Annotated in this window: 26 protein-coding genes, 1 tRNA gene and 7 pseudogenes; 11 read left to right on the forward strand and 23 right to left on the reverse strand. The window is 42.6% G+C overall.

The window, feature by feature from the left end:
- Window positions 1–84: pseudogene (locus WFH18_RS03785) on the forward strand (IS1 family transposase); the annotation flags it as partial.
- 113 nt (window positions 85–197) lie between these two features.
- Here the strand turns inward: WFH18_RS03785 and WFH18_RS03790 are convergent.
- The 3 genes from WFH18_RS03790 to crp all read right to left on the reverse strand — a co-directional run bounded on the left by WFH18_RS03790 (window position 198) and on the right by crp (window position 2637).
- Complete coding sequence (locus tag WFH18_RS03790) at window positions 198–563, reverse strand: antitoxin Xre/MbcA/ParS toxin-binding domain-containing protein (protein ID WP_004280138.1); 366 nt, start codon at window positions 561–563, stop codon at window positions 198–200.
- A gap of 143 nt (window positions 564–706) precedes the next feature.
- Window positions 707–1756, reverse strand: a complete 1050-nt coding sequence (locus tag WFH18_RS03795; protein ID WP_004280140.1) for an NADP(H)-dependent aldo-keto reductase — start codon at window positions 1754–1756, stop codon at window positions 707–709.
- Window positions 1757–1929: 173 nt separating this feature from the next.
- Window positions 1930–2637: a cAMP-activated global transcriptional regulator CRP gene (crp, locus tag WFH18_RS03800; RefSeq protein ID WP_004280141.1), complete on the reverse strand. Its 708-nt coding sequence runs from the start codon at window positions 2635–2637 to the stop codon at window positions 1930–1932.
- A 147-nt stretch (window positions 2638–2784) separates the two neighbouring features.
- On the opposite strand from crp, the gene WFH18_RS03805 reads away from it, so the two are divergent.
- The gene (locus WFH18_RS03805) at window positions 2785–3207 is read left to right on the forward strand and encodes an OsmC family protein (RefSeq protein WP_121979955.1); all 423 of its coding nucleotides are present in this window, start codon (window positions 2785–2787) and stop codon (window positions 3205–3207) included.
- Between the two features lie 65 nt (window positions 3208–3272).
- Here the strand turns inward: WFH18_RS03805 and WFH18_RS03810 are convergent, their stop codons facing one another.
- Window positions 3273–4310 carry a metallophosphoesterase gene (locus tag WFH18_RS03810; RefSeq protein WP_121979956.1) on the reverse strand — a complete coding sequence of 346 codons (1038 nt, stop codon included), beginning with the start codon at window positions 4308–4310 and terminating at the stop codon, window positions 3273–3275.
- A 220-nt stretch (window positions 4311–4530) separates the two neighbouring features.
- Between WFH18_RS03810 and WFH18_RS03815 the strand changes: the two are divergent.
- Window positions 4531–5061: pseudogene (locus tag WFH18_RS03815) on the forward strand (transposase); the annotation flags it as partial.
- 168 nt (window positions 5062–5229) lie between these two features.
- Here the strand turns inward: WFH18_RS03815 and WFH18_RS03825 are convergent.
- The 4 genes from WFH18_RS03825 to WFH18_RS03840 all read right to left on the reverse strand — a co-directional run bounded on the left by WFH18_RS03825 (window position 5230) and on the right by WFH18_RS03840 (window position 7790).
- Window positions 5230–6012, reverse strand: coding sequence for a sulfite exporter TauE/SafE family protein (locus tag WFH18_RS03825; protein WP_071850361.1), 783 nt, complete (start codon window positions 6010–6012; stop codon window positions 5230–5232).
- Between the two features lie 68 nt (window positions 6013–6080).
- Window positions 6081–6953: an MBL fold metallo-hydrolase gene (locus WFH18_RS03830; RefSeq protein WP_005262089.1), complete on the reverse strand. Its 873-nt coding sequence runs from the start codon at window positions 6951–6953 to the stop codon at window positions 6081–6083.
- 2 nt (window positions 6954–6955) lie between these two features.
- Complete coding sequence (locus WFH18_RS03835; protein ID WP_004646572.1) at window positions 6956–7372, reverse strand: DUF6691 family protein; 417 nt, start codon at window positions 7370–7372, stop codon at window positions 6956–6958.
- A 1-nt stretch (window position 7373) separates the two neighbouring features.
- Window positions 7374–7790: a YeeE/YedE family protein gene (locus WFH18_RS03840; RefSeq protein WP_005251416.1), complete on the reverse strand. Its 417-nt coding sequence runs from the start codon at window positions 7788–7790 to the stop codon at window positions 7374–7376.
- 120 nt (window positions 7791–7910) lie between these two features.
- On the opposite strand from WFH18_RS03840, the gene WFH18_RS03845 reads away from it, so the two are divergent.
- Window positions 7911–8231 (forward strand): ArsR/SmtB family transcription factor, encoded by a 321-nt coding sequence (locus WFH18_RS03845; RefSeq protein WP_071850363.1) that lies wholly within the window; start codon window positions 7911–7913, stop codon window positions 8229–8231.
- On the opposite strand, the gene WFH18_RS03850 is transcribed toward WFH18_RS03845, so the two are convergent.
- From WFH18_RS03850 to WFH18_RS03865, 4 genes and pseudogenes are all read right to left on the reverse strand, one after another.
- The gene (locus WFH18_RS03850) at window positions 8228–8590 is read right to left on the reverse strand and encodes a YidH family protein (RefSeq protein WP_004646570.1); all 363 of its coding nucleotides are present in this window, start codon (window positions 8588–8590) and stop codon (window positions 8228–8230) included. The genes WFH18_RS03845 and WFH18_RS03850 overlap by 4 nt on opposite strands.
- 107 nt (window positions 8591–8697) lie before the next feature.
- Complete coding sequence (gene dsbG / locus WFH18_RS03855; RefSeq protein ID WP_071850364.1) at window positions 8698–9438, reverse strand: thiol:disulfide interchange protein DsbG; 741 nt, start codon at window positions 9436–9438, stop codon at window positions 8698–8700.
- Window positions 9439–9456: 18 nt separating this feature from the next.
- The gene (locus WFH18_RS03860) at window positions 9457–10305 is read right to left on the reverse strand and encodes a TlpA disulfide reductase family protein (RefSeq protein WP_071850365.1); all 849 of its coding nucleotides are present in this window, start codon (window positions 10303–10305) and stop codon (window positions 9457–9459) included.
- Window positions 10302–11261: pseudogene (locus WFH18_RS03865) on the reverse strand (cytochrome c biogenesis protein CcdA); the annotation flags it as partial. The pseudogene WFH18_RS03865 and the gene WFH18_RS03860, both read right to left, overlap by 4 nt.
- A 2-nt stretch (window positions 11262–11263) precedes the next feature.
- Between WFH18_RS03865 and WFH18_RS03870 the strand changes: the two are divergent.
- From WFH18_RS03870 to WFH18_RS03885, 4 genes and pseudogenes are all read left to right on the forward strand, one after another.
- A pseudogene (locus tag WFH18_RS03870) lies at window positions 11264–11368 on the forward strand (winged helix-turn-helix domain-containing protein); the annotation flags it as partial.
- A complete protein-coding gene (locus tag WFH18_RS03875) occupies window positions 11361–12740 on the forward strand; it encodes an ATP-binding protein (protein ID WP_121979957.1) in 1380 nt (459 codons plus the stop codon). The pseudogene WFH18_RS03870 and the gene WFH18_RS03875, both read left to right, overlap by 8 nt.
- Window positions 12741–13023: 283 nt before the next feature.
- A pseudogene (locus WFH18_RS18505) lies at window positions 13024–13170 on the forward strand (IS5/IS1182 family transposase); the annotation flags it as partial.
- 174 nt (window positions 13171–13344) lie between these two features.
- Window positions 13345–14329 (forward strand): annotated as a pseudogene (locus WFH18_RS03885) (potassium channel family protein).
- A gap of 114 nt (window positions 14330–14443) precedes the next feature.
- Here WFH18_RS03885 and WFH18_RS03890 read toward each other — a convergent pair.
- From WFH18_RS03890 to arsC, 6 genes are all read right to left on the reverse strand, one after another.
- On the reverse strand, window positions 14444–15505 hold the full coding sequence (locus WFH18_RS03890; RefSeq protein ID WP_071850368.1) for an ArsO family NAD(P)H-dependent flavin-containing monooxygenase: 1062 nt from the start codon (window positions 15503–15505) through the stop codon (window positions 14444–14446).
- Window positions 15506–15646: 141 nt separating this feature from the next.
- A complete protein-coding gene (gene arsH / locus WFH18_RS03895; protein ID WP_004280163.1) occupies window positions 15647–16351 on the reverse strand; it encodes an arsenical resistance protein ArsH in 705 nt (234 codons plus the stop codon).
- A gap of 4 nt (window positions 16352–16355) precedes the next feature.
- Entirely contained in the window at window positions 16356–17396 is a 1041-nt protein-coding gene (arsB, locus tag WFH18_RS03900) for an ACR3 family arsenite efflux transporter (RefSeq protein ID WP_071850369.1), read from the reverse strand.
- Between the two features lie 5 nt (window positions 17397–17401).
- Window positions 17402–17875 carry an arsenate reductase ArsC gene (locus WFH18_RS03905; protein WP_004646560.1) on the reverse strand — a complete coding sequence of 158 codons (474 nt, stop codon included), beginning with the start codon at window positions 17873–17875 and terminating at the stop codon, window positions 17402–17404.
- A gap of 6 nt (window positions 17876–17881) precedes the next feature.
- Complete coding sequence (locus tag WFH18_RS03910) at window positions 17882–18202, reverse strand: metalloregulator ArsR/SmtB family transcription factor (RefSeq protein WP_004646559.1); 321 nt, start codon at window positions 18200–18202, stop codon at window positions 17882–17884.
- A gap of 208 nt (window positions 18203–18410) precedes the next feature.
- Window positions 18411–18845, reverse strand: coding sequence for an arsenate reductase (glutaredoxin) (gene arsC / locus WFH18_RS03915; protein WP_004646558.1), 435 nt, complete (start codon window positions 18843–18845; stop codon window positions 18411–18413).
- Window positions 18846–19012: 167 nt separating this feature from the next.
- Here arsC and WFH18_RS03920 point away from each other — a divergent pair.
- From WFH18_RS03920 to WFH18_RS03930, 3 genes and pseudogenes are all read left to right on the forward strand, one after another.
- Window positions 19013–19254: pseudogene (locus WFH18_RS03920) on the forward strand (S24 family peptidase); the annotation flags it as partial.
- Window positions 19255–19335: 81 nt separating this feature from the next.
- The gene (locus WFH18_RS03925; RefSeq protein ID WP_004646557.1) at window positions 19336–19626 is read left to right on the forward strand and encodes a hypothetical protein; all 291 of its coding nucleotides are present in this window, start codon (window positions 19336–19338) and stop codon (window positions 19624–19626) included.
- An 859-nt stretch (window positions 19627–20485) separates the two neighbouring features.
- Complete coding sequence (locus tag WFH18_RS03930) at window positions 20486–21430, forward strand: sensor domain-containing diguanylate cyclase (RefSeq protein WP_004646556.1); 945 nt, start codon at window positions 20486–20488, stop codon at window positions 21428–21430.
- A gap of 630 nt (window positions 21431–22060) precedes the next feature.
- Here WFH18_RS03930 and WFH18_RS03935 read toward each other — a convergent pair.
- The 5 genes from WFH18_RS03935 to WFH18_RS03955 all read right to left on the reverse strand — a co-directional run bounded on the left by WFH18_RS03935 (window position 22061) and on the right by WFH18_RS03955 (window position 26566).
- Window positions 22061–22477, reverse strand: coding sequence for a hypothetical protein (locus tag WFH18_RS03935; RefSeq protein ID WP_228127478.1), 417 nt, complete (start codon window positions 22475–22477; stop codon window positions 22061–22063).
- Between the two features lie 76 nt (window positions 22478–22553).
- Window positions 22554–22630, reverse strand: a tRNA-Val gene (locus tag WFH18_RS03940).
- A gap of 47 nt (window positions 22631–22677) precedes the next feature.
- The gene (locus WFH18_RS03945) at window positions 22678–24672 is read right to left on the reverse strand and encodes a transglutaminase family protein (protein WP_121979712.1); all 1995 of its coding nucleotides are present in this window, start codon (window positions 24670–24672) and stop codon (window positions 22678–22680) included.
- A 13-nt stretch (window positions 24673–24685) separates the two neighbouring features.
- The gene (locus WFH18_RS03950; protein ID WP_004646553.1) at window positions 24686–25591 is read right to left on the reverse strand and encodes a DUF58 domain-containing protein; all 906 of its coding nucleotides are present in this window, start codon (window positions 25589–25591) and stop codon (window positions 24686–24688) included.
- 12 nt (window positions 25592–25603) lie between these two features.
- The gene (locus WFH18_RS03955) at window positions 25604–26566 is read right to left on the reverse strand and encodes an AAA family ATPase (protein ID WP_004646552.1); all 963 of its coding nucleotides are present in this window, start codon (window positions 26564–26566) and stop codon (window positions 25604–25606) included.
- Window positions 26567–26573: the final 7 nt, after the last annotated feature.

A 26573-nucleotide genomic window follows, 5' to 3' on the forward strand; every position in this document is an offset into this window, starting at 1 on the left:
AGTTGCAACTTTTCTAAAAAGCTCGAAAATCATTTTAAAGCCTTTGATTTGACTTTCTTTTACCTTAATAACGGATTTGTTTAACGCCAGCATACTTTTTGAAACACCACCGAATTTTTAAGGTGAAGATAAACAATTCATATTTTATTTAATTTACTCTGCTATTTTTCAGCTTAGTAGAGAATAGAGAGATATTTTTAGTACGGTTGCAACCTTCCTAGTAATCGCAATACTTCACTCAAACCATGTTCTGTTTGCATTAGAGATCTTGGCGTTTGCTGATCCAAAAGCTTGTTAGGTGAATTGATAAACTGCCGCATCCAGCTCAAGTCTCCACCATGCAAGCTAAATAACTTTTGATAGATATTTACTAAAGCTATAGCTTTTTCGCCTGCTGTAGTATCTGGTTCTAATTCTTTTTCATTTATAACCAGAGATAATTCCGCCTCAGATAAACCCAGAATCAATGCAAGTTCGAATTCTTTCAGTTGCAACTGCTCAGCTAAGTTGAATACTGCTATAGCTAATACTTGGGATTTAGAAATACCTGTTTCACTATTCATTTTTATCAAATCATCTTGATGCGTCTTATTTCGATTATGCTGCTTTTATTGTTTTCCGGCCATGTTGTTTATCATCAAATTTAATTTCTCATAAAATTAAAACACCCTCGCTTGGAGGGTGCTTTAAAATAACAACACCATGATTATGGTGCCGGATTCGGTTGCTGACGGTGAATTGCCTCAATACCTTTCAGTATTTCCTCAGACAGATCAATTTCAAATGCCTGAATATTTTCTTTCAGCTGATCCAGATTGGTGGCACCAATAATCGTACTGGTCACAAAGAACTGCTGCTTGATAAAGGCCAAAGCCAATTGGGTAAGACTTAAGCCATGCTGTTCTGCCAGCTGGGCATATTGCTCGGTTGCCCATTCACTTTGCGGATTGCTATAACGGCTAAAGCGGGAGAACAGTGTTACACGCGCATTGGCAGGACGTGCACCATGCCGGAATTTACCGGTCAGATAACCAAATGCCAAAGGTGAATACGCCAACAAGCCCACACCTTCATAATGGGCAATTTCTGACATGCCGATTTCATAAGTACGGTTCAGCAGGTTATATGGGTTTTGTACACTGACAAATTTGGACAAACCTAATTTCTCTGCGAGGTGCAGAAATTTCATCGTGCCCCACGGGGTTTCATTGGAAAGACCAATATAACGGATACGGCCTTTTTTAATTTCATCCTGCAAGGCGGTCAGGGTTTCTTCGAGATCTGTCACGGTACGGTCTTCTGCCGCTTCAGCATTGCCATAACCCAGCTTGCCAAAGAAATTGGTTGGGCGTTGCGGCCAGTGCAGCTGATACAGGTCAATATAATCCGTTTGCAGGCGTGACAATGACTGGTCAATTGCTGCTGAAATTTCATCGGCAACGAAACGGGTTTTACCATCCCGGATATGGCTACCACCTTGCGAGGGTCCGGCAATTTTTGAGGCTAAAAAAAGTTTGTCACGGCCACCACGGGCAGCGATCCAGTTCCCGATAATACGCTCGGTAGCACCCTGCGTTTCAGGTTTTGGCGGTACCGGGTACATTTCCGCAGTATCCCAGAAATACACTCCCTGATCTAAAGCATAATCCAGTTGCTGAAAAGCCTGTTCTTGTGTGTTCTGCTCACCAAAGGTCATGGTGCCCAAACAAATTTCTGGCAAAAAAATGCCGGTATCCGCCAATGGTCTGAATTGCATAAAAACATCCTGTGAATTTTATTCAGTGAATTGAGATCAAGTGGGCTATAGCCTATCGGAATTATAAGGGAGACTTAAATCATCTTTTCTGAGAAGCTTGTTCTAAATTTTTATGTATTGAGTAATGACGCATAAAAAAAGCAAATCCGAAGATTTGCTTTTTAATATCTGGATTATTCGTCTATGGCACCATCTGCCACTGCTTCAGATGCTTCTTCTAATGAAGCATCAAAGATCAGGATGGCTTTACCATCGGTTTCGATCATGCCCTGCTCTTCCAGGGTTTTTAGTACACGTCCGACCATTTCGCGGGAACAGCCAACAATGCGACCAATTTCCTGACGGGTAATACGAATCTGACGGCCATTCGGCAAAATCATCGCTTCTGGCTGTGAAGACAGGTCGATCAGACAACGTGCAATCCGGCCTGAAACATCAATAAATGCCAGATCAGTAACTTTACGTGTGGTATTTTTCAAACGACGTACTAATTGAGCAAATACCGCATAGCTCAGATCAGGATATTGCTTGCTGATTTCGTGAAAGTTTTCATAGGTAATTTCGGCAATTTCACACACATCACGCGTACGAACTTCCGCAGTACGTTGTGGATTAACCTCGAATAGACCCATTTCCCCAAAGAAGTCACCCGCATTTAAATAAGCCACGACAATTTCACGATCATCATCTTCACGAAGAATGATAGATACAGACCCCTTCAGAATTAAATATAAAGATTTAGATTCTGATCCTGCATCAATGATCGTGGTACGTTTTGGATAACGATTAATATATGCACGTTTTAACAGTGCTTTCACGGATTCTGGTAATTGCCCCGGAGAAAGCGCATCAGTGCTTAATTGTGAAAAGTTTGAAGTCATGCTAACAGTTCCGATTATGGATAATTTATAGATCGCACAAGACCTAATGTGAACTTGTCACACAGTGGGATTGAAATTCCGTATCAACCCAATTTATGTTAGTGTACAGTTACTTGACAAATTTATAGCTTTTTTTAGGTAGTTTCAATGCAAACAAGCGTTCATTGGTTAGAGAATGTTGCTTTTAAAGCAAAAACTCAAAGTGGTCATACTATTATCATGGATGGTTCAGCTGAATACGGTGGTGAAAACCGTGGTCCTCGTCCAATGGAGCTACTTTTAACTGGTCTGGGCGGCTGTGCGTCTTTTGATATTGTTACCATTTTAAAGAAGGCTCGTCAGGATATTACCGATGTACGCTGCGAATTAAAGGCTGAACGTGCAGATACAATTCCGGCAGTATTCACGAAAATTCACTTGCATTTTGTAGTGACCGGCAAAGCGATTAAAGAGAAACAGGTCGCAAAAGCCGTAGAACTTTCTGCTGAAAAATATTGCTCTGCCAGCAAAATGCTGTCTGATGGCGGTGTTGAAATCACCCATGATTATGAAATAATCGAAGCAGAATAAAATCTAGATTCTGTAAAAAAGCGGCTGGAAAAGCTGCTTTTTTTGTATCAGAAAATTGCCTTTTCTCAGAACCGCTGAACTGAATACTGATTGCCATCTTCAAAGCTCAAGATATTTTCTGGAAATCTTAAGGCGCCGAGTCGATGTCTGAACGCGACACCCTGTTGACGATCGAGATAGCGTTTACCCACTGAATAATCCACACAAAATACGTTTTGTTGCTGTCCATACCATTGCAGTGCATCGATCGATTTGAGTAAACCGGTTTTTTCTTCAGTAGATTTAAAGTTCCGCCAATAATGTCCAGTAATGACTGGAATTTGGTCGGTATAGCTGTCCCACCATGGCACGCGGTCGATCATCCGCCACCTTCCACCGGCATAAATCGGTTCTAAGGCGATTTTTTCCGCACCAGAAGTAATGACCCGAATCGGATTGTGCATTTGCTCACGTAGCTCTTTTTCTGCGAGATGTTGCAATAAAGGTAAAGTTGCAGCCGGGTCTTTGAACTGGTGTTGGTAGCGTTGCTGCTCTATCTGGATGAATTCATTAATACCTAAGGCTTGCAGATCCAGCGCTGTATGTTGAACGAAATCAGCATAGGCTTCGCCAAGCGAAGTAAAACCAGAATTGCGTAATTGATCAATTGATCCTTGATGCCAACAGGCATGTACAACACGCAGCTGCTCCGACTCCAAGGCCAACGGTAAGCTATTTAAAAAATCCAGAATCCATTGTCGATCTTTGATTGAGGCTTGGATCGAATCAAAAGGTTTCAGATCATCCTGATGCGGTGAACCAAAAAACCAGCCATTGCCTTCCCGCAAAGTATCGGTCAATAGGTTCAATTCATGATTACCCATCACACATTGTGCATAGCCTTCATCTACCAGCTGTTTGACGCGTTTGATCACCGCAACACTGTCTTGCCCCCGGTCACATAGATCACCGACAAAAATTAGTTTGCGCTGTTCTGGATGATGACCATTCCGGTCATAACCTAATACCTGGATCAGTCGTTCCAGCGCGGCAATCTCACCATGAATATCCCCTACGATATCCACGGGACCAGTGAAAGCCTGCTGTATAAATGAGTACTTCATTTATGCATCCTGAATTAAGTCTAAAACAGAATATATCCCTAATAAGTATCCTTTAAATTTATGAAGATCTGAATACAGAATGAATCATCATTTAAATAATTTAACCCGAATCACGGATAAGAAATTGACTTGAAAAATAAGAGGACTAGAGCCATCAGTTGAGTTACCAAACCAAACTCACAACTCTAGTCCTGATGTTCAATAGTACCGATTCTGCTTAATTGATGATTTCTTTCTTAAATTTGAAGCAACTTATTGGAAGTTCCTCAAACAAAGTCATCATTCTCTAAGAATCAGAAATGCTCAGCTCACAATTTCAGAAATCTGCTTTATCACCATTTGGTACAAATGTTCTCATTTCAATAATTTCAAAGCCTTTTTTACATGGCTAAAGCTGGATAAAAGCTTTTTATTTAAGCACTTGCCTTGCTGCCAACGCATGATTCACTTGATCAATAGGCATGAATTAGCACTACATGCCCTGTATGTAGCTTTGATGAAAGGCAAAGATAAACAATACTTATAGATTGATTCAACAACGCTACCTGTTTGTAAAAATCAACGTATTCAATGCCATAAATCATTAGCCCAAATCGCATCACGTGGCAAAAGTTCTATGGGTTGGTTTTATGGCTGTAAATTACATATCGTGATGAACCAATTTGGTGAAATTAGTTGTTCTGCTTTATCGAATGGACATGTTGCTGACATAAAAATGGTTGAGCAATTGGTTGATGGTTTTGCATCGCTTCAAACAGTTCATTTACGCTGACTTCCTGAATCCGGCTTTTTGCATTCTGGATCAATTGCTCTGCAGTTTTCATCATTTTCATTCTTCCTCGGCCATTAAAATTATATTTTGTATAAACGATGCTCAGGTAGATTGAAAGCGTTTGAGTTTAAATTTCCAACTGGCTATTTAGCCCATGAGCGCTGAATAGATTAAATACATCGCCACCCCAACCACGGTAGTGGCAAATATTTTCTGTACCTTGTTACTGTCAATCCGCTGCATCAGACTGCGTCCAATTAACATCCCGACAATACAGGCCAGGACAAAGGTCAGCGTAACCGAAACAGGATATTGAAAGCCATCCAGCACGTGTGCAGAAATACTGACCCCACCAATCAGGAAAATAATCATCAGGGAAGTCGCAACGATACTGCGCATATCAAGGTCGGTGAATTTACGCAGGGCTGGAACAATTACAAAACCACCCCCCACCCCCAACAGACCGGTTAATAAACCTGCCACAACACCAATACCTGCTAGGAACGAAGCAGTTTTGACATTCCAGATCAGACGACCGGTCGATTGATTGACCTTGCACGGTGCATTGCCATGATCGGTCACTTTATTAAAAAAGATCCGGTAAGCCACGATCAGCATGACCAGACTGAAAGCCAGCGTCAGCCAGACCGGAGAAACGATATCGGCCAGATGCACGCCATAACGCGCTGTAGGAATACTAATGAGAGCAATCCAGAGGGCAGCGCGATAACGTACAATACGCTTGAACAAACCCTCGAACGTTCCGACCAAGGCCGACAGCGTGACCGCAAGCAATCCCACCGGCGCAGCCTGGGCCACCGTCCAACCCTGGGTCGTCATCAGTGCAGGTACAGCCAGAATACCGCCACCGGCACCGGTCAAACCCAATAGCACTCCGATAACTAGCCCTTCAAGTATTAATGCCCACATCGCCCTCTCCCTTATCCACAAAAATGATTCAATAAAGGTTGAACTTTTTGTTGAATCACGACACAAGCTTATTTGAAGTAGTTAAGAGGAAGCTTGAGGTAAGAAACACCGTTTTGTTCTGGCTCAGGAAACTGTCCTGCTTTCATATTGATCTGAATCGCCGGTAGAATCAGCTTAGGCATACTCAGTCCTGAATCCCGCTGATTTCGCATCTGAGCAAATTCAGCTTTACTGATTCCCTGATGAATATGGATATTCTGTTTTTTCTGCGTCTGTATATCAGATTCACACACATACGATTCACGTGTTTCAGGCAGATAGTCATGACATAAAAAGACCCGGGTATCTTCTGGCAACTGAAACAGGCTTTGCACCGAATCATAAAGCTGTTCTGCGCTGCCTCGCGGAAAATCACAACGTGCTGTACCATAATCTGGCATGAACAACGTATCACCCACAAAAACCGCATCGCCAATCACATAACTCAGGCAAGCAGGCGTATGTCCCGGTGTTGGAATGTTATAGGCTTTCAATGTTCCAATTTGGAACGACTCATGATCTTCAAATAAATAATCAAAGAGCTGCTGAGCATTCCATTGTTTAATATCCAGATGATAAATCGCGCCAAAAGTTTCCTGAACAATACCAATTTTCTGGCTCATGGCAATTTTGCCACCCAGTTCTTCTTTGAGATATTGCGCTGCAGTTAAATGATCAGCATGGACATGGGTTTCGAGAATCCACTCGACCGTTAAACCCTGCTCTTTAATATAGGCAATAATTTTATCGGCATGAATAGTGGATGTACTTGCTGATGCCGGATCATAATCCAGAACGCTATCAATAATGGCGCAGGCTTTGGTCGCCGGATCACGTACAACATAACTGAAGGTATTGGTATCTTCGTGAAAAAAATCTTTTACTATAGGTAAATTTGACATCGTTAAGCTCCTGACCATTTACGGTGAATCCATACACCCACCAGCATTGCTACAATAAAATAGAGCACTTGATAGTGGCCCAAACCGATCAAAGTGAAACTTGGCGCCGGACAGATGCCGGCAATGCCCCAACCTGCACCAAATAAAACCGCACCCGTGATCAGCTTCTTATCTATCTGATTATTTTTAGGTAAATCAATAGGTTCATTAAATACTGTTTTCGGTTGCGCCGTACGTAATGCTTTCTGGAAGGGAATAAAGGCCACAGTAATCGCGCCCATCATCACAAAGGCCAGACTGGCATCCCAATCGCCAAACAGATCCAGGAAATCGAGTACTTTTTCCGGATTGGACATGCCCGATACCATCAATCCCACAGAGAACAGCGCACCAAATAAAAAGGCAAACACATTTTTCATTTTAGAATGCTCCTGTGATATGACGGATAATATAAACAGCGACAAAACCTGCAAACATAAAAGTCATGGTCGCGATGATAGAACGCTTAGACAGCCGACTAATGCCACAAATTCCGTGACCACTGGTACAGCCCGAACCCAAACGTGTCCCAAAGCCTACCAGCAGACCTGCCACAATCATCATCAATGGGCTGGCATTCAATTCGATTTCAGGTTGTACAAACAGACCATAAATAAACGGTGTAATGATCAAGCCTGATAAAAACCAGATCGCAGGCGTTTTAAATACGGTTTTTGGGTTTAATACCTGCCCAACCAAACCACTGATTCCTGCAATACGGCCATTGACATACAGATAGCCGACCACTGAAAGTCCGAGCATTAAACCGCCAATAAATGCGATGAGGAAGTCATGCATGGTGAATCAATCTCTATACAATATACTTTTTTATATTATATATTAAAAAATAATAATCAAGCAGTTTTGTGGTAAATTGTGTAAACTGCATGGGTTACATCAAAGGTTTCAAGGACATCTATGGATATGATTGCTGCAAATGCCAAAATTGATTTTTCACAGGTCGATTTCGTCAGCCAATGCCTAAAAGTTTTAGCCAATCCTGATCGTCTGAAAATCTTATGTGTCCTGGTTGACGGGGAAATGAATGTTCAGGAAATTGAAGAATCTGCCGATATTCATCAACCTACACTTTCACAACAGCTGACTGTACTGCGTAAGGCCGACATGGTTGGCACCCGACGTGAGGGCAAACAGATTTTCTATCGTCTGAGTGACCCCAAGGTCTTGAGCCTGATGCAAAAGCTGTACGAGCTGTATTGCGCCCAGCCCTCTTCTTAGTGCAGCCAAAAAGAAATGATCAGAAGCAGTCCGCTAAAAGCAGTAAACAGATTTAGCCATACGGGATACTGGGTGTAATAACCTTCAATAAATTCCGGCGGTCGCAGTGATGTCAAACCCCGTCGATATTGCAGGATTGAGGCGAAATTCACCAACATACCAAATACAATCACCGCAATTCCCAACCATTGTGAATAAGCTATTTTCTGTGCATAAGTGTCTGGGTCCACCAGTTGCACTAGCAGGTTGGATTTTTCAATCACAAAACCAAAAGCAATTAATGCCAAACCACTCCGGTTCCACGCCAGAGCGGTTCGTTCCAAAGCAAGCAGTACCCGTGGATCATCCAAATTTGACATATCTTATCTGCTCTTCATGCTTAGCCTATCCACCAATGTAAATCTGCCTCCCTATCATGTATAGATGTTTTAAGTAAAAATTACTTTTCTATCATGTAGTTAAAATATTATTGTTCAAAAATTTCCTTGACATCCATCGCCAGGCCTTGAGCAGATTTAAATTCACCCTGATTGTTTTTCCAGACCATCGACGGTGTGGAGAAAAAGCCGTATTTCCCCATTAGGGCCTGGTTGGCATCAATTTTTGCAGCAATTTCGACAGGAATCTTTTCCATTTTCTTGAGCTGCTTTTTGCCTTTATTCTTGTTTATATCATTAAAAACTGCCGCTGGATCTTTCGAATTCAATAGTGTTGCCACCTGGCCACGGCTTTCTTCACGGATCACACCGACCTGAATATGACGCAGCTGTACCTTCCCTGATTCTACCCAAGGTCGGGCCGCCTGCCAGAATTTATAACAATATGGACAATTTGGATCGGAAAAGACATAGACCACACGTGGTGCATCTGGCTTGCCATCCTGGATCCAGGTGGATTTTTCCAGGGTTTTCCAGACATCGTCCAATACCGCTTTTTTCATATGCTTTTCAATCTGCTCATTGGACAGGCTTTTCCCTTGTGCATCAAACAGTTCGCCCTTGATATAATATTTGTCATCGTTGGAGATAAATACCGTATTGGAGTATTGGTCTTCATGCCCCACCCAGCCGGTCATTCCTTGCGGTGCCGGAATCTGTTTTACAAACACAAAGCCCTGTTTTTCAATATGCTGTTTAATATTTGCCTGTGTGTGCATGCTCATGATCAGGAACATGCCTGCACCAAGCACCTGGTAAATTTTGTTCATACTGAGTCCTTCCATTTTTTAAGGTTGATCTGAAATTCTATTTAAATATTGCTGCAACATAGCCGGACTGAGTTCCCCCATATGCCGCTCGACCAGCTGGCCTTGAGCATTAAAAAACAGCGTCGTTGGCAGACCAAAACTATTCAGCTGCTGTGGTAGTTCACCATATGGGTCCAGCAGGACATGTTTAAATTGAAACTGATGTTTTCTTAAATAGGCATTTACGGTGGCTACCTCCTCACCCTGATTCAGCATGACAAAATTCACTTGAGGATGCTGCTTGGCTGCTTTGGCCAACACCGGCATTTCGCGGTGACACGGCGGACACCAGCTCGCCCACAAATTAATTACCGTGGGCTGGCCAACGAATTGGCTGAGTGGAATCTTGTCTGTACCCAGACGCTCCTGTTCTAGTCCAGCAAAGGCTAGATCAGGAAACGCTGCTTCAGTTTTTAGACTGGATTTGAACGCGAGTCCAAGCCCGATCCAGAGTACAAAGATGATCAACAAGATGGCTTTGAATCGGGTCTGCAACTGTCTGTTTCGAATGACATACCACAAAGCACCAATCAGCACCCCTCCCCATAAATGGAAACCTTTGTCCTGGATTTTCAGTATGTCGATGGGTGCTGCAAAATACAGCTCGGCATTGAGCAGAACGAAAACAAGACGTGCACCCAGCATCCCCAGCAAAAAACTGCTCCAGAGCAAATCCTGACTTTGTCCAAGCAGTTGTTTAGACCATGAATACTTTCTGGCTAATCCAAACAAAACAGCAGATAACAGCATCAAGCCAGTGGCAACAATTATGAGTGTCCAGGGCAACATCAAAGGTCCCAGATGTAGCGCATCACTTGAAATCATCATGGTTGTTCCCCTTGCAGTTGCTGCAATTTACCGAGCAAATGTGTTGCGCTAAAAGTTCCTGTCAAGCGCAACTCGCGCTGTTCCTGATGTGCGGCATTTAAAAATATAAAGGTGGGCGGACCGAGGATTTGCCATTCTTTTAGCAGCTCATCCTGACTTGGATGATAGTGGGTCAGGTCTAATTTGATACGAACCACATTTTGTAAAGCCGCTTGGACATCACTACGTGGAATCACTTCCTTTTCAATCGGTTGACAGGCCACACACCAGTCTGCATAGACATCAATCACCACCGGCTGTGCAGGATGTTTGGCTAAAACCTGTTGCAATTGTGCGGCTGTACTGACTCTCTGCCATTCAAGCCGTGATTTCACATGGGCGACCTGTACCTGACTCCAGACATGATAGAGCTGCATGCCTCCTGCATAGACCAGTAAACCACTGAGCAGCATCAGGACTATTTTCGATACAGACCGATGCACATGAGGCAGCATCTTGAACAAGAAGTAGCCTGAACAGGTGATCAGTACCACACCCAAAAGGCCCAGGTATAAAATGCCGGGCAATAATGGAGGGGCGAAATACAAGGCCAGAGCCAACATGACAAAGCCAAAACTAAACTTCAGGCGATCCATCCAGATGCCAGGTTTGGGTAAAAGATGGGACCCAAATACGGCAGCAATAAATAGCGGCAAGCCCAGCCCAAGGCCTAAGACGAACAGATAACTAGCTCCCAGCATCGGTTGATTGAGCTGAGACACATAGATTAAGGCACCGGCCAACGGCGCACTCATACATGGCCCGACAATCAGTGCAGCGATCATGCCCATAAGACCGGCACCAATCAGCGTGCCACCCTTCTGCTTTTGCTGCCATTGATCCAGACGCTGTAACATGCCTTTAGGTAAGGACAGCTGAAATGCTCCAAACAGATTAAATGCGAACAAAACAAACAAAGAATGTACAGATTTATCACCTGAGACAAAAACTGCATCCAGATTTAATTCAGACCATTCGTGGTGTGGGATATATTTTTAAACCGTTTGAGCAGCGTCATGTTTAGTCACAGCTTGAAATGGCGTTTGGTCATGAGTCTTTTGGCCGTGTTTATTGTGCTGTGGAGTGCAGTATTTTCATGGCTGTATATTGACCTGAAACAGCGTTTACAAGACACACTGGATCAACGCTTATCGGCATCTGCACAAATGGTTGCCCGGCTGATTCAGCAGTTACCGCTGGATAGTCTAGGGGATGCAACCTTATCCAAATTAGCCAAGAATGATGATGCAAACCAGTTAATTGCCTGTGAAGTTTCTCTTTTTAGCTCTGACATCTCGTTAGGTAATCAGGTGATTGCCAAAACACGCGGTGCCCCCCAAAATTTAAGCCAGCGACCAGAAGGATTCAGCACCTGGCAGCAGGGTGATACGGAATGGCGCAGTTATGTTCTGCGTCGTGGCGATATTCAGGTGGTGGCAGCAGAACGTATGTTCTTGAGGGATACCTTACTACAGCAGATTCTGCAGTCCGTACTGATTCCCTTGGTCTTCTCACTGCTGATCTGTATTGCCCTGATCGTTTTTATTATCCGCCGACAGTTCCGGTCTTTGGATCAGCTCAGTCAATACCTGAACCAGAAAAACCTTAGCTATTCAGAGGTGGCAGATTTTTTAATACAGCTCAAGCCTGCAAGTATTCCCCAAGAAGTACAGCCTTTTGTCAACAATTCCACGCAGTTGATTCAAAAACTCAATGACAGTCTGCAACAGGAGAAAGCCTTTAGTGCCTATGCTGCACATGAATTACGCAGTCCCCTGACTGCAATTAAAACCCATGTACAACTGGCCCAGCTGATCGGTCAGCAGCAGCACCTGCCTGAATCCATTCAGCATAATTTGCAGCAGGCCAATGAGAGTATCCGGCGTTATACGCTGTTACTCGAGCAGCTTTTATTGCTGACCCAATCAGAAAACAGTATCCAGGCAATGCCTGAGGCCATCTGGCTTCGCCCCACACTTGAGAAAGTTCTTGCAGACTTAGGTACACGCTATCCAGAAATGAACAAAAAAATACAAGTAAACTGGGACAACTTGGGCGAAATTCAGCTGCCTGAATTTGTGCTGTATACCGTACTGAAAAATCTGCTTGAAAATGCCCTGCTGCATGCACAGGCTGCCCATATCTGGATTTCCATGCAGTCTGGTTGCCTAGTGATTGAAGATGATGGACAGCAACTGACAGCACAGGATATCCAACATTTAGGACAACGCTTCTGGCGCAAATCTGCTCAGCAGCACGGCCATGGTTTAGGACTGGCATTGACCGCTAACCTGTTAAAACAGTATGGCTATCAGCTCTCTTTCAATGCCCGACAGCCCTATGGGCTTCGCATTGAAATCAATTCAATACAATCGAAAACCCTAGAGATTTTTTGAAATAAAAATTCTTACTTTTCAACATCCAATAAAGATATCACCAATTCAAATCACTTCCTTTGTTTATACAAATAACTTTTTCTTCAACAAAAACCTTCTCTGTATTCTCAAGTTTATGAGCAGGCGATCACAACGCACTTTTAATTTTTAGCATAGAAACAGGTATAAAAATAATAAGACCCCTCTATGAAAACAAAAATGCCAGAGAAAAAAGATCACTTGATGCAACTAGGCCTGTCACCAATTAGCTTAAAAAAATCTAATCTGTCCTCATTATTTTTTCATGACTAAACGCTATGCATTAAGAGATGATCAGTGGGAACAGATTAAGGATCTGTTGCCCGGACGAGCAAGTACTGTTTGAGTAACTGCCAAAGACAACAGGGTATTTGTTGAAGCAGTATTGTATCGGTATCGTTCAAGTATTCCGTAGTGAGATTTACCAGAATGCTTTGGGGATTTTAGAGTCGTGCACACTCGCTTTAGCCCTAAAAATCCAGGATAATCACCACCCCACAATTCTGATTAATTTTTTAAAAATTTCCTTTCGATGGCCGGGCTTGCGCTAAACTCAAAGCATCTTATCGCACCGTAATGCACTGTTATGGAATTCAAGGCCTGGTATAAGCTTCGCAGATTTATTTATGACAATTTGCATAATGAAGAACACGAAAGCATCTTAAGTCGCGTCATCAATATATTTCTGATTATATTGATTATTGGGAATACTGCTGCCGTTTTACTTGAATCAATCAATGACCTCTATCAATCCTATCAGCTGCTGTTTGATGCCTTTGAATTATTCTCGATCTTTATTTTTACCCTGGAATATTTATTAAGATTTTGGGCCATTGCGGAAAAAGACCCCTTTGAAGGTGCATGGAAAAACCGATGGTTATGGATCCGTAGTGGCGGTGCCATCATTGACCTGTTGGCGATTCTCCCGGCCTATATTAACTTCTTTGTGCATCTCGATTTACGCTTCCTGCGAATCCTTCGATTATTCAGATTACTCAAATTAACCCGTTATTTCGTCTCCCTGCAGATTTTATTGCGGGTGATCAAGCGCGAAAAGGGCTCATTTCAGGCGGTTATTTTTATCCTGCTGATCATGATCATCATCGCGGCGGCTGGAGTATATGTGGTTGAAAATAAGGCTCAACCAGAAGTCTTTAGCTCCATCCCTGCATCCATGTGGTGGGCAGTGGTGACACTGACCACAGTCGGCTATGGCGATGTGACACCAATCACCCCCCTTAGGCCGCTTTCTAGGGGCTTTAATTACTATTTTAGGGGTGGGTCTGGCAGCGCTTCCTGCGGGTATTCTGGCAAATGGTCTGGCCAATGAGCTGAGACAGCGCAAGCACAAACTGGAATTAAGATTTCGTGAACTGCTCGATGATGCAGAAATTGACTTAATTGAAGATCAAGAAAAAATTGAAATTTTACGTAAAGAAGTCGGACTGAGCAAAGAACAAATGCAGGATATCCTGTTAGAACTTATTCATGAGCGTAAGAAAGAACAACTCGAGCAGGAAAAAAACAAATATTTCTTCTGTCCACATTGTGGGCATAAGTTACCTGATTAAATTCGAACGTCAATGCAAGCGTATCATCACGAGCATCAGACCATCGGGTATGACGCTCGTTGCAGACAGATACTATTCACTCAATCCACTCGACTGAATCAGGATCAAATCCTCTCAGGCCAAAAATGCAGCGATGTCTTCCGCTACTGCCCGAGCTGTCCGGGAAACCCCGACCAGCGTGGCCGAAGCAGCACCTGTCCATTCTCCATAGCCCACCAGCCATAAATTTGGTACCTGAACAGAGCGGCCATTCTGAACCGCAATGGTCTGGTCCGGCTGGATAATTCCGAGGCTGCTGAGGTGATTCAGCGCCGCCTTAAATCCTGTACACCAGATCACCACATCCACATGCGCTGTGCTGCCATCTTCCCAAATCACGCCATGTTCTGTAAAAGCTGAAAATGGACGCCTGCTCTGCAAAATGCCTCGCTCACGTGCATCTTTAACTGAATCAATCATGACAATATCACCCACCCCCCCAATGGGCTGCTCAATCTTTCTACCTTCCTGCTGGGCTTTCAGGCGCTCAGTCGCCCTTAAGAACAGGACACGGCCATCGACATCATCTGCCAGAAACTGCGGCGGTGTCTGGGTGATCCAAAGCGTTTCGGCCACCTGAGATACTTCTGCCAAGATTTGTGCACCAGAGTTACCGCCACCCACCACCATGACTTTCTTGGTTTTAAATAACTCAGCATTTTTATAATCTGCGGAATGCAGTTGTACGCCCTGAAAATGCTCACGGCCGGCATACTCGGGAATAAATGGTTGGCTCCATGTCCCTGTAGCGCTTACCACCGCTTTGGCTTTCCAGGATTGTTCCCCGGCATAAACCTCTAAATACTGGCCCTTACTTTCCACGCGTTCCACACGCACCGGACGAACTACAGGAAAGTGATAGCGCTGCTCATAGGCGGTCAAATAATCGATCACCTCATTGCGGGTCGGATAGGTCTGTTCGGTCGCCGGCATCATCCAGCCTGACAGCGAACTCCAGCTATTCGGGGAGAAAAGGCGCAAGGACTCCCAGGCATGCTGCCAGGCACCTCCAGGCTGAGGCTGATCATCTAGGATGATAAACGGAATGTTCTTACGCTTTAAGAAATAAGCCGTGGACAAACCGGCCTGTCCACCACCGATGATGATCACATCAACTTCAGCTTGTAATTGAGCCAAAATATTTCCCCCCTTCTTTATTGTCATCAAATAAAAACCCAGCCTGCTTATCAGACTGGGCGTATTTCATAAAATTTTCAAGCGTTTAAATTAGCCTTCCATTGCTCAAGATACTTTTCAGTCTCTCTGATCACCTAGAATTTATAAACTACGCTGATTTACCCGTTTGGAAAGCTCTTCAGCCGATTCCTTGCGTTCCGAATAACGGTTGGTCAAATAAGCACTTTGCCCACGGGTTAGTAAAGTAAACTTATACAGTTCTTCCATCACATCGACAATCCGGTCATAGAATGCTGATGGCTTCATTCGTCCATCTTCTTCAAATTCCAGGAATGCTTTTGGAATTGAAGACTGATTTGGAATCGTGATCATCCGCATCCAACGCCCCAAAACACGCATCTGGTTCAGACTATTAAAGGACTGTGATCCCCCACTGACTTGCATCAAGGCAAGGGTTTTTCCCTGAGTGGCACGAATTGCACCCCCTGCCAGAGGAATCCAGTCAATCTGGGATTTAAAGATGGAACTCATAGAACCATGGCGTTCCGGTGAACACCACACCATACCTTCAGCCCATGCCAGAAGCTCATGCAGTTCTTTTACTTTTGGATGTTCAGTATCAGCATCTTCCGGTAAAGGTAGCCCTTTGGGATGGAAGATTTTGACTTCTGCCCCAAAATATTCAAGGATTCGACCAGCTTCAAGAACTGCAAGGCGACTGTAAGAACGTTCCCGATTAGACCCATAGAGCAGTAAAATCCGAGGAGGATGAGCTAGTTCTTTGGCTTGGACTTTTTCAAAGGTGGGTTGTTCAATAAGATTTGGATCTACGTTAGGCAGGTTCATCGGATCAAGCCTCTTTAAAATATTTCTTTCTTAGCCACAGTGAAACACTCACTAAAGCAATTAACACAGGTACTTCAACCAATGGCCCAATAATCGTGGTAAAAGCAACCGGCGAAGCGATACCAAAAGTTGCAATAGCGACTGCAAGTGATAATTCAAAATTATTTCCAGCCGCAGTAAATGAGATTGCAGCAGTTTTTGGATAATCATTGCCCATCCATTTACTCATAAAGAAGCTAATAAAGAACATGGCCACAAAGTAAATGATTAAAGGAATCGCGATGCGTAAAACTTCCAGTGGAAGACTTACGACATCCCCCCCTTTTAAGCTAAACATCGCCAAAATCGTAAACAGCAAAGCCATCAAACTCAGCGGGCTGATTTTTGGAATGAACTTGTTTTGATACCATTCTACGCCTTTTTGTTTCACCAAAATTAAGCGCGTTAAGAAACCCAATAAGAACGGAATTCCAAGATAAACCAGAACAGCATGGGTAATGGTCCAGAAGCTAAGATTGATCACTTGAGCTTCAATACCAAAATATGGCGGAAGGAAGGTCAGGAATAACCAGGCATAGGTACTGAAGAATAAAATCTGGAAAATACTGTTAAACGCCACCAATGCTGCAACATATTGGTTATCACCACAGGCCAGACCATTCCACACCAGTACCATGGCGATACATCGAGCTAAACCAATCAGGATCACGCCTGTCATATACTCTGGATAGCTATGCAAAGAAATCACAGCCAACGCAAACATCAGTACCGGAGCAATCAACCAGTTTTGAATTAAAGATAGCGTCAGGGTTTTCTTATCCTTAAACACTTGCGGCAAGGTCGCATAATCCACTTTTGCCAGGGGTGGATACATCATCAGAATCAGACCAATCGCGATTGGAATATTGACTGAATTAATACTGAATTGATCCAGAGCAACCGATGCTTGAGGAAAAAAGTTTCCTATGGCGATGCCTAACGCCATGGCAATAAAAATCCAGAGCGTCAGGTTGCGATCTAAAAAGGACATGCGTTTTTCAGACATGTGACTTACTCAACATTCGAAATTTGATTAATCGCTGCAATCAATTGCGAGCGAGAAAGCTCATTTACGTTAAGTTTAAACAAAGCATCCAGGCGACGATTGATATGTTCAACAGTGCTCATAAAGGCTTTCATTTTTTCTTCTTTATCCACCTCTAAATGGGACGGATCAGACAGGCCCCAGTGCGCCTTGATCGCTCCGCCAAGATAAAGAGGACACGCTTCCTGTGCTGCCGCATCACAGACGGTAATCACCACGTCTAGCTGATACTGTTCACAGGCATCAATGCTTTTGCTGGATAAGCCTTCAGTCGACAAGCCCAGATTGTGCAGGGTTTCAAGCGTCAAGGGATGCACCTGACCGGAAGGTTTGCTGCCGGCACTGTAAGCGACCCAGCCTTCTGGCGCACGGCTATTGAACAACACTTCAGAGAGAATGCTGCGGCAACTGTTCCCCGTACATAAAAACAAAAATTTCATGAAAACTTACTCGCAATGGCTCTGAATCGATAGAGCGGAAGAATCAAATAAAACCGGAACCTCACTAGCTTTTAGCACGTCCAGAATTTCAAAACACCAGGCCGGCAATTGCTGATTAATGCTGTAGTACACCCACTGGCTTTGCCGGCGATCGTTGAGTAAACCACAAGAACGTAACAAGGCCAGATGACGTGAAATTTTCGGCTGGCTTAACTGCAGTTTATCGGTCAGATCACAGACGCATTGCTCTTTGTTTTGTGCAATTAGCAGGACAATACTGAGACGTGTTTCATCAGATAAACATTTAAAAAACTGAACGTGGTCCATAATTGCTCCCATTTTTTATGCAAATATACACATATCCATATATATGGTAAAGATGACCTGTCAAAAATGATATCCAGATCAGAATATGCCTACCAGAAAGCGCTCGCTTGAACAATTTCCCGCTTTTTCCGATATAGATCATCGTCAATGTGTTTTTCAGATAAAAAAGCTCCAATCAAGTTGAAGCTTTTTCGCATGGGGGGACACTTTATTTTACCCGATTGCCCTGTTCATCCACGATGATTTCACCGTCTTCTTTGGCAAAGGCTTTTAATTGTGGCAAAGGCAGAATATCCAGTACCACTTCCGATGGACGGCATAATCGGGTTCCAAACTCGGTAACCACCAACGGGCGATTGATCAGGATCGGATGTTGCAGCATGGCATCCAGCAGTTTCTCATCGCTCCAGCCGGCATCATCCAGATTCAGCTCGGTGTAGGGATCGACATTTTTACGGAGCACTTCACGAACCGTCAAACCGGCATCCCGAATCATGTTGACCAGCTGATCTTTCGAGGGTGGCGTAAGCAGATATTCGATCACTTCCGGCTCAATTCCCGCATTGCGAATTAACGCCAGCGTATTGCGTGAGGTGCCACAGGCCGGGTTATGATAAATTTGGACTTTTGGCATTTGATTCATGAGCTTCCCTCTTATCGACGAATCATAGCTTTATATATGAATATACGCATATTCGCAATATAAAATATATGTGCTTTATGAATACAATCTGAGATGGGGACTCCAAAACCATTGGAAACAGTTTTAAAATGAGGCTGTCTTATGTCTAGGATACTGGGAGCAGTCCAGTTGATCCGGATGCTTATTACGGAGACATGCAATCTGATGACATTATTATGGTTCGTTACGGTGATGATGCTACTTTCAAAAATTAGTTATTGAGACAAATGGAAAAAGATATCTTCAGGCTCTAAGTCCAGAGTTCAAGCCAAATATTATTGAGTTAAACAACCAATGTATATTTGTAGGTCAGGTAGTTAACTGTATACGCTATGTTTATCGAGCGAGAACAAGATTTAGAAAGAATTAACAAAAGCCAATATATTCAGCGTTGTCTAAATTGATAAAATCGCCGTTTTCTACAGAAAATTTAAGATTGTTAAGGATTGAAGTGAATATTCAAAATGATTTACCAGAACTAAGTAATTACAGTGAGTTAAGCAGTAAAGAGCAATTAACTATCCATCAAATCCTTATTTCGTACGTACGCTCAGATCACCTCTATAATATTATCTTGACCCATAATGTTGAACCTTACGACTTAGTTAAACTTGTAAGTATTAGTTTTGAGAATAGAGATGCTGCTATCTGGGTTCATTTTGAAACTATTACAGCTGAGAGACTGACAATGCCTCTCGATTTTATTTCAAGAATAGAAGTATGTAATTACGAAGTTTTTTAAGACTAGAATCGAGTCCCCCTAGCGGGGGGATTTATGTTAAATAAGATCTAAGACAAAATAGAAATACTCCTGGTAACATACATAAGAAGCCAGCAGCTTTTGCAGCCATATAATTCTTGACCTTTTTATGGGAAATATGTGGTCTAAAAATTATCCCTGTAAAACATCATATAAATCCTATAATTATTAGAAACGATGACATGATTTTAATCACTTATTTTTCTAAGTTCATATTAAACAATCCGATATGTACGAGTTCTCTTTTATAAGATTCTCTATATAATTCAAAGTTAAATAACAATAAACTTTATATTTTTTCTTATATGTGAAGCTTATCCCAAAAAATTTAAAGGAAACTATATACCAGCTCTTATAAGATTGTCCCCCCCAATGCGTACAATGAAGATAAACTGTTGAATGATTTGGATAAATCACTAAATTAATATAAATATTATTATAATATAAAGGGTTAGACACTTTTCCTTTCGACTTTACAATTTCCTTTCGTTGTTAATAATTAAGATACATTTAAAATGCTTCTTTAGAACTATAATTTTGAAAATTTTTTGGTAGCTTCGATTCATTATGACTTTTTATATATTTCTAATACTTATGAATATCGCAGCTATAATGGCAGTGATTGCATTTTTTCATAAGTAATAAGAAAATTACATCTTGGTATTTCTAACCGCAGGCTAATTTTAAATTTCATTATAAAAATAAATTTCTTTAAGTATTATTTTTAGTATAAATTTCACACATTTCTATATAATACCTATTTTAGGCTCCCGTTTATAAGAATTACTCATATATTGGGTATTTCGCATATATATTCTTACTGTTGCAGTAGGTTCACTTCATGAATAATATTAACTTTAATAACTTTGAAGAAGCTGGCCAAGCCATTTTAAAATTCTTATCTCAACGCTTTGGCTTCAAATTGTGGATGATTACTCGTACTGAGGGTGACGACTGGATTGTATTATTGAGTGAAGATAATGGCTATAACGTTAAGCCCGGACAAGTATTTCATTGGGCAGACTCATTCTGCTCACACATGGTACAAAGTAATATGCCTCGTATTGCTCCCTATTCACCTGATATTCAAGTTTACGCAGATGCACCTATAAATCACCTAGTCTCAATTAAAGCCTATATCGGCCAACCTCTGTATAAAGAAGATGGCTCTCTTTTTGGCACTCTATGTGCAATTGATCCCGAACCTCAACCTAAAATTCTTGTTGAAGATGCTCCATTATTCGAGTTGATAGCAAAGGTACTCAGTTATACGATTCAAGCTGATATGAAAGCTGCTGAGTACATACGTAAAGCTGAGCGTTTTGAAATAGAAGCAATGTCCGACCCAATGACTGGACTTTTCAACCGTCGTGCTTGGGATGAGCTTATTATCAAAGAGGAAGAGCGCTGTAAGCGTTATGGTCACCCTACTGCTATTCTTATGATAGACCTTAATGATCTTAAGATCACAAATGATACTCTGGGTCATGCTGCAGGTGATGAGCTCATTCAAAGAATGGCTTTAGCTCTCAAAAACACGGTACGTAGTAATGATATTATCGCTCGCTTAGGAGGTGATGAGTTTGCTGTGATGACCATTGAAACTAACTTAGAGCATGCGAAGAAGCTTGCATCAAGAATTCAAAATACTTTTACAAAAGTTGGAATTAGTGCTGCAATTGGCTTTGCAATGCGTAATCCAACCTTTGGGTTAGCTGAAGCTATCAAAGAAGCAGATGCAAAGATGTATCAGAATAAAGTTATGGTCAAATCGAGTAGCCATTAATTAAACTACTTACCCGATGCAGTCTTTGTATCTGGTAAGGCCTTATCTACAATCTGAAGATGTACTATTGAAATAATTCAATACAACCGAAAACCCTAGAGATTTTTTTGAAATAAAAACTATTATTTTTCATATCATTAAGAGCTTTAATCCGTTTTAATTCTGCACTTAGCCCTATCAAAATTGCGACTTTTCCAACAAAAATCCTGCAGTTTATTCCCAGGTTTTTGATCAAACGGTTAGGATCAACAATTTACTTTTATCATGAAGACTGATTATAAAAATAATAAAAGTCCATGCCAAAAAACCTTAAGTTCGCCAGCGAGCGCCGTAGTGACCAACGTAAAAAAGTCATACAAGCCGAAATGCTGCAGGCCCAAACATTTATACAGATCTATCTGCTCTTACCCTTCTTCTTTAAGGCATATCAGCATCAGCAACATCTTACGATGCGCAAACCCTAGAAGATGTCATCTAGCATGAAGCAAGCGCTGTGCGTGATAAAAAATTGACTGAACCTACACTGCGAATCTGCCTGTAGCTGATCAGCCTATTCCAGCCGAGTACAACGCAAGTGCAGCACTTCAATCAATTTATTAATTTGCGGAACTTTGAGCTGAAATATTTAAGCTAAATGTCATGAATAGACATATCTGCCAGTGCACCAAACTTTTCATCAAACGGCGCTAATTGTTCTTTGACGTATTTGGATCCGCGAAGTTTACGGCCATGCTTATCATAGTATTTATGAAAAAGTGTTTTGAAGGGATAGTACTGTTTTATGCTCAAGTCTTCCGCCATCTGATTGACCTTCGCTTCAAGCATCTTTTGAGCTACCCCTTGCTCACATTCTTTTGCGGTATCACGAGTTGCTGAAGAACGTTTTCCATTGATCATTAGTTCAATGTAGTAGGCCGAACCGCGCTTTCTGGGCTTGGGTAATTTCATGACGTAATTTCCAAAATTCTTGACGTAAACTTGACGTAAATTTAACGGCAATAACTGCATAAAATACGGGTTTTGCAGATAGTGCGGATAACGGCTCACTTTACTCAAGGCATTAAAAAAAGGCTTTAAGCTACTGTTTTCGCTTAAAACCCTTATAACATAACGTTTAGAATCTTGGTAGGTATAAGCAGACTCGAACTGCTGACCTCTACGATGTCAACGTAGCGCTCTAACCAACTGAGCTATACACCTAGAATGCTTGGCATATTATAAATTTTTCCGACCGAAAACAAGCCTTTTCATTTAGTTTTTAAAACGTCCGCGCAAGTTTTAAGCAAATCCTTGAATTTTTTCAATTCTTGTTCAGTTATTGGGGTTCCCGAATAAAGATTTTTTTCAAAAACCTGTATAGCTTGAATAAAGGCAGTCTGGTTTTCAATCTGAACCTGTTGAGATAAACGCTGCATCCAGTGATGAAAAGTTTCAGCAGACTGTTTTTTGAGATCGTCAGCTAAAGATTGATTCAGCTGCTGAATAGCGCGATCTAATGGAGATTGAGCCTGTCGGGCTTTCAGATAAATTCTGAAGACATAGGCCAAAATCAGTAGCACAATATTGCCCAGCAAAATTATGACACTCGAATAAACTGAACCGAGTCCTAATTTTGATAACCAGCTCTGTTGTGATTCTGCATTATAACCCACCACCTTACTTTGCCATTGGTAGATGGCATAATCGCTCCAAACGCGTAGTTTGGTGACCCATAGATTATGCTGCGAGTTCCAGGTCGACTGATTTGCCGATACCCATGCATCCTGAGAAAGCAGATTTTGCATGCCATCATCTATACGCTGTGGAGCGATCATCGCGGTTGGATCAAAGCGTTGCCATCTCTGGTCAATCCAGACTTCTGTCCAGGCATGAGCATCCATTTGTCGGACTTCCCAGCTCATGCGATCTGGTGCCAACTCCCCACCCTGATAGCCGGTGACGACCCGTGCAGGAATCCCGACATAACGCATCAACATCACGAAACTCGAGGCATAGTGTTCACAAAAACCTTGCCGGGAATTAAACAGGAATTCATCAATCCGGTTTTGCCCCAGTTGGCCCGGCTTCAGGGTATAAATAAAGTTATTCTGCTGATACCAATTCAAGACTTGCTGCACATAACGCCGAGGATCTTCCGCACTTTGCGCATATAGACGTTGTGCTAATTGTTGCGCTCTCGGGTCAAGTCGGCGCTGCACCTGAGTATTCGTTCTTTCGATATATTGCGTTGGCAAAGCCTGAGGATCATATGCTGTCCCGACCCACTGTAACGAAATCGGTTCAACACGTTGCGTGAGCCGTCTCGGCACAATGCTCCAATCCTGACGGTTATAATAACGGCGTTCCACAGGTATCGATTTTTCCAACCCCATGATCCAGAACACCGAAGGATCCGCAGCCAGATATTGGTAGTTCCAGCCTGTAGGTACGGGTGAAGTATCCATCGGTTGTCGCATTAAAGGCTGCTGATTGACGAAACTGCTGGTCCAGCGTTGCCCATCATATTCATCTAGCACCAACGCTCGCCAATAGAGTTCTGAGCGTGGCGGAAGCTTGCTGATATCACCAATAATCCGGAAAGCAAGGGCACTGGATTGGGATAATTCAGCAATATCCCCAGGTGACATACTATCGCCAATGCCGGTCACACCCTTATTTTCAGGAATGGGAATATGCCAAAGTGGTGGCAAGCGCGGAAAGAAAATAAACAGCAAGATAAAAAATGGAACAGCGTACAAGATAAACTTGCCCACATGTTTGGCATCCTGTTGCAATGCTGCGCGCTGAGTGATCTGCTCCTGCTCAAAATCGCTAGTCTGAATCCGGTACAAACCAATCAGACAGCTGATTAAACACAGCACGATCACAATCGCCATCCCAAAAGATTGGCTATATAGGAATGAGCTGGCAGCAACAAACAGGGCAAAATTAAACAGAATAATCAGGTCACGTTTATTTTTACTTTCCAGTGATTTAGCAAATAAAAAAGTAGATAAAACTGCTACCCCAGCCTCAACACCAATAAAACTATGATGGCTCAAATAAATACTGCCGAGTGCCAAAGCCGTCAGTAGAAAAGTGCCCGTTTTGGGAAATGGCTGCTGACGTTTCAGGAAAATCCAGATACATACAATACTAATCGCAAAAATAATACTGAGTAGAACCGGAATAAATGCCATCTGGGCGATGAGAATCAGGCCCAAAGTCAACACAATCGAGGTACGGATTTTTGCATTGATCATGAATTTACCCGCCTTAGGCCTGCGCCAACAATTGTTTGGCTTTCCGCAGTTGTTCTTCACCTGCACCCTGAGGCAATTCGGCCTGTGGCAAATGCAGACTATACGCACATTGCTGCTGCTCGCATTGCTCGACCAGACCCATCACAAATTCAAGTTTTTCTTCATGTGACTGACTCGGCATATGTGCATAATGAATCTCGATACTGTGTTCATCCTGATATTGCTCAAAGACTTTGACATACAAGCCTTGTCCACGCGCAAACTGCTTCCAGGACACCGCCTGCAAGGAATCGCCTGACTGGTAATTGCGCAATTCACGAAACTCATCCATATCCGGTTCAAAACGGTTAAAGTGATATTTATTTTCTGTGCTAAAAACTTCAGCTTTAGGCGCGACCCAGGCCGAATGCTGATGATAAAGATAGGTCCAGGCTCGAACTAACCCAAAGGGATAAACCGAATAAATCTGAATCACCGGATAATCAAACTTGCCACGTTGCTCTGCATAAAATGGCAGAATAAATTGCTGTTTTTGTGCATTCAGATAAACTTTCGCTAGCTGATTCCCTGCTTTGATATACAAATAGCGGGGGCGAAGCTGCTGCTGTTGAAAATAAAGATGCAGATTCACGCTATGACCGACCTGCCCCACATCATCTGCGATCAATTCAATTTTCAGGTCATGCAATTGCTTAAAAGTCAGATAAAAACTGATACACAGCACCGCACTGATTAAAAAGCAGAAACCTAAAATCAGGTTATTGGCATAGTTCACCCCGGCCACAAAGGTGATGAAGATCAACACCAGATACAGATAGCCCTGCTGATAAATAAATACCAAGACATCTTTCTGCGAGAGCTGTTTCTGCTGTGAGAATTGAAAGCGCTTGGCCAGCCATTTTTGCCAGGTTTTATCCAAGAGAGGACTCCTTTAGCTGACCGCAACCTGTTGCATCACATTAAACGTTTCAGCTTCACTTAAACCCAGACGATGCGAAGTCACCGCGACAAATACAGCCTGCACATCATCTGGTGTGACAAAAGCACGTTGCTGAATCAAAGCATACGCTTGTGCTGCGCGCTTCAAGGCCAGAAGGCCACGCGTAGAAAGTCCATGACGGCTTTTACGGGTTTCTTCTGCTAGATCAAGCAAATATTCCTGAATCGCTTCACTGATAAATATCTGATGCGTCAGACTTTGCAGATCCAGAATTTCATCTTCGGTAAAAATATGCGCCAGACTTGCAATCAGGGCAAAACGGGATTCCTGCTGTAATAACAGTTTTTCTGCATGGCGTGATGGATACCCCAAAGATAAACGCATCAGGAAACGGTCTAGCTGGGATTCCGGCAAAGCGTAAGTACCACTTTGGAATAGCGGGTTTTGTGTCGCAATCACCCAGAAAGGTTTCGGTAAGGCATAGCGTACGCCATCAATGGTGGCATAGCCTTCTTCCATGGCTTCGAGTAAGGCACTTTGGGTTTTGGGACTACAACGGTTGATTTCATCTGCCAGTAAAATCTGAGTAAAAATCGGGCCTTGTTTAAACTCGAACTGATGTTCTTTCTGGTTAAACATGTTAATACCGATGACATCACTGGCCAGCATGTCATTGGTAAATTGGATCCGCTGGAACTTTAACCCAGCCAGATGTGCCAGACTGCTGGCTAATGTAGTTTTACCCAATCCGGGTAAATCTTCAAATAAGACATGTCCGCCTGCAATCAAACAACAGAGTGCCAGTGTGGTCTGGGCCTGCTTATCCAACACAATGGCATTAACTTCTTCAAAAAAACGCTGGATCTTGGGTGCATAACTTGCAATTTTTTGTTCAAGCACAGTATTGATGTGTGCAATGTCGTTATTTTCCTTTTGTTTCATGCCCCAGATCACAATAATT

Origin of the sequence: Acinetobacter sp. USHLN143 (genome assembly GCF_037145695.1) — a bacterium.
In the GTDB taxonomy this organism is placed as follows: domain Bacteria; phylum Pseudomonadota; class Gammaproteobacteria; order Pseudomonadales; family Moraxellaceae; genus Acinetobacter; species Acinetobacter fasciculus.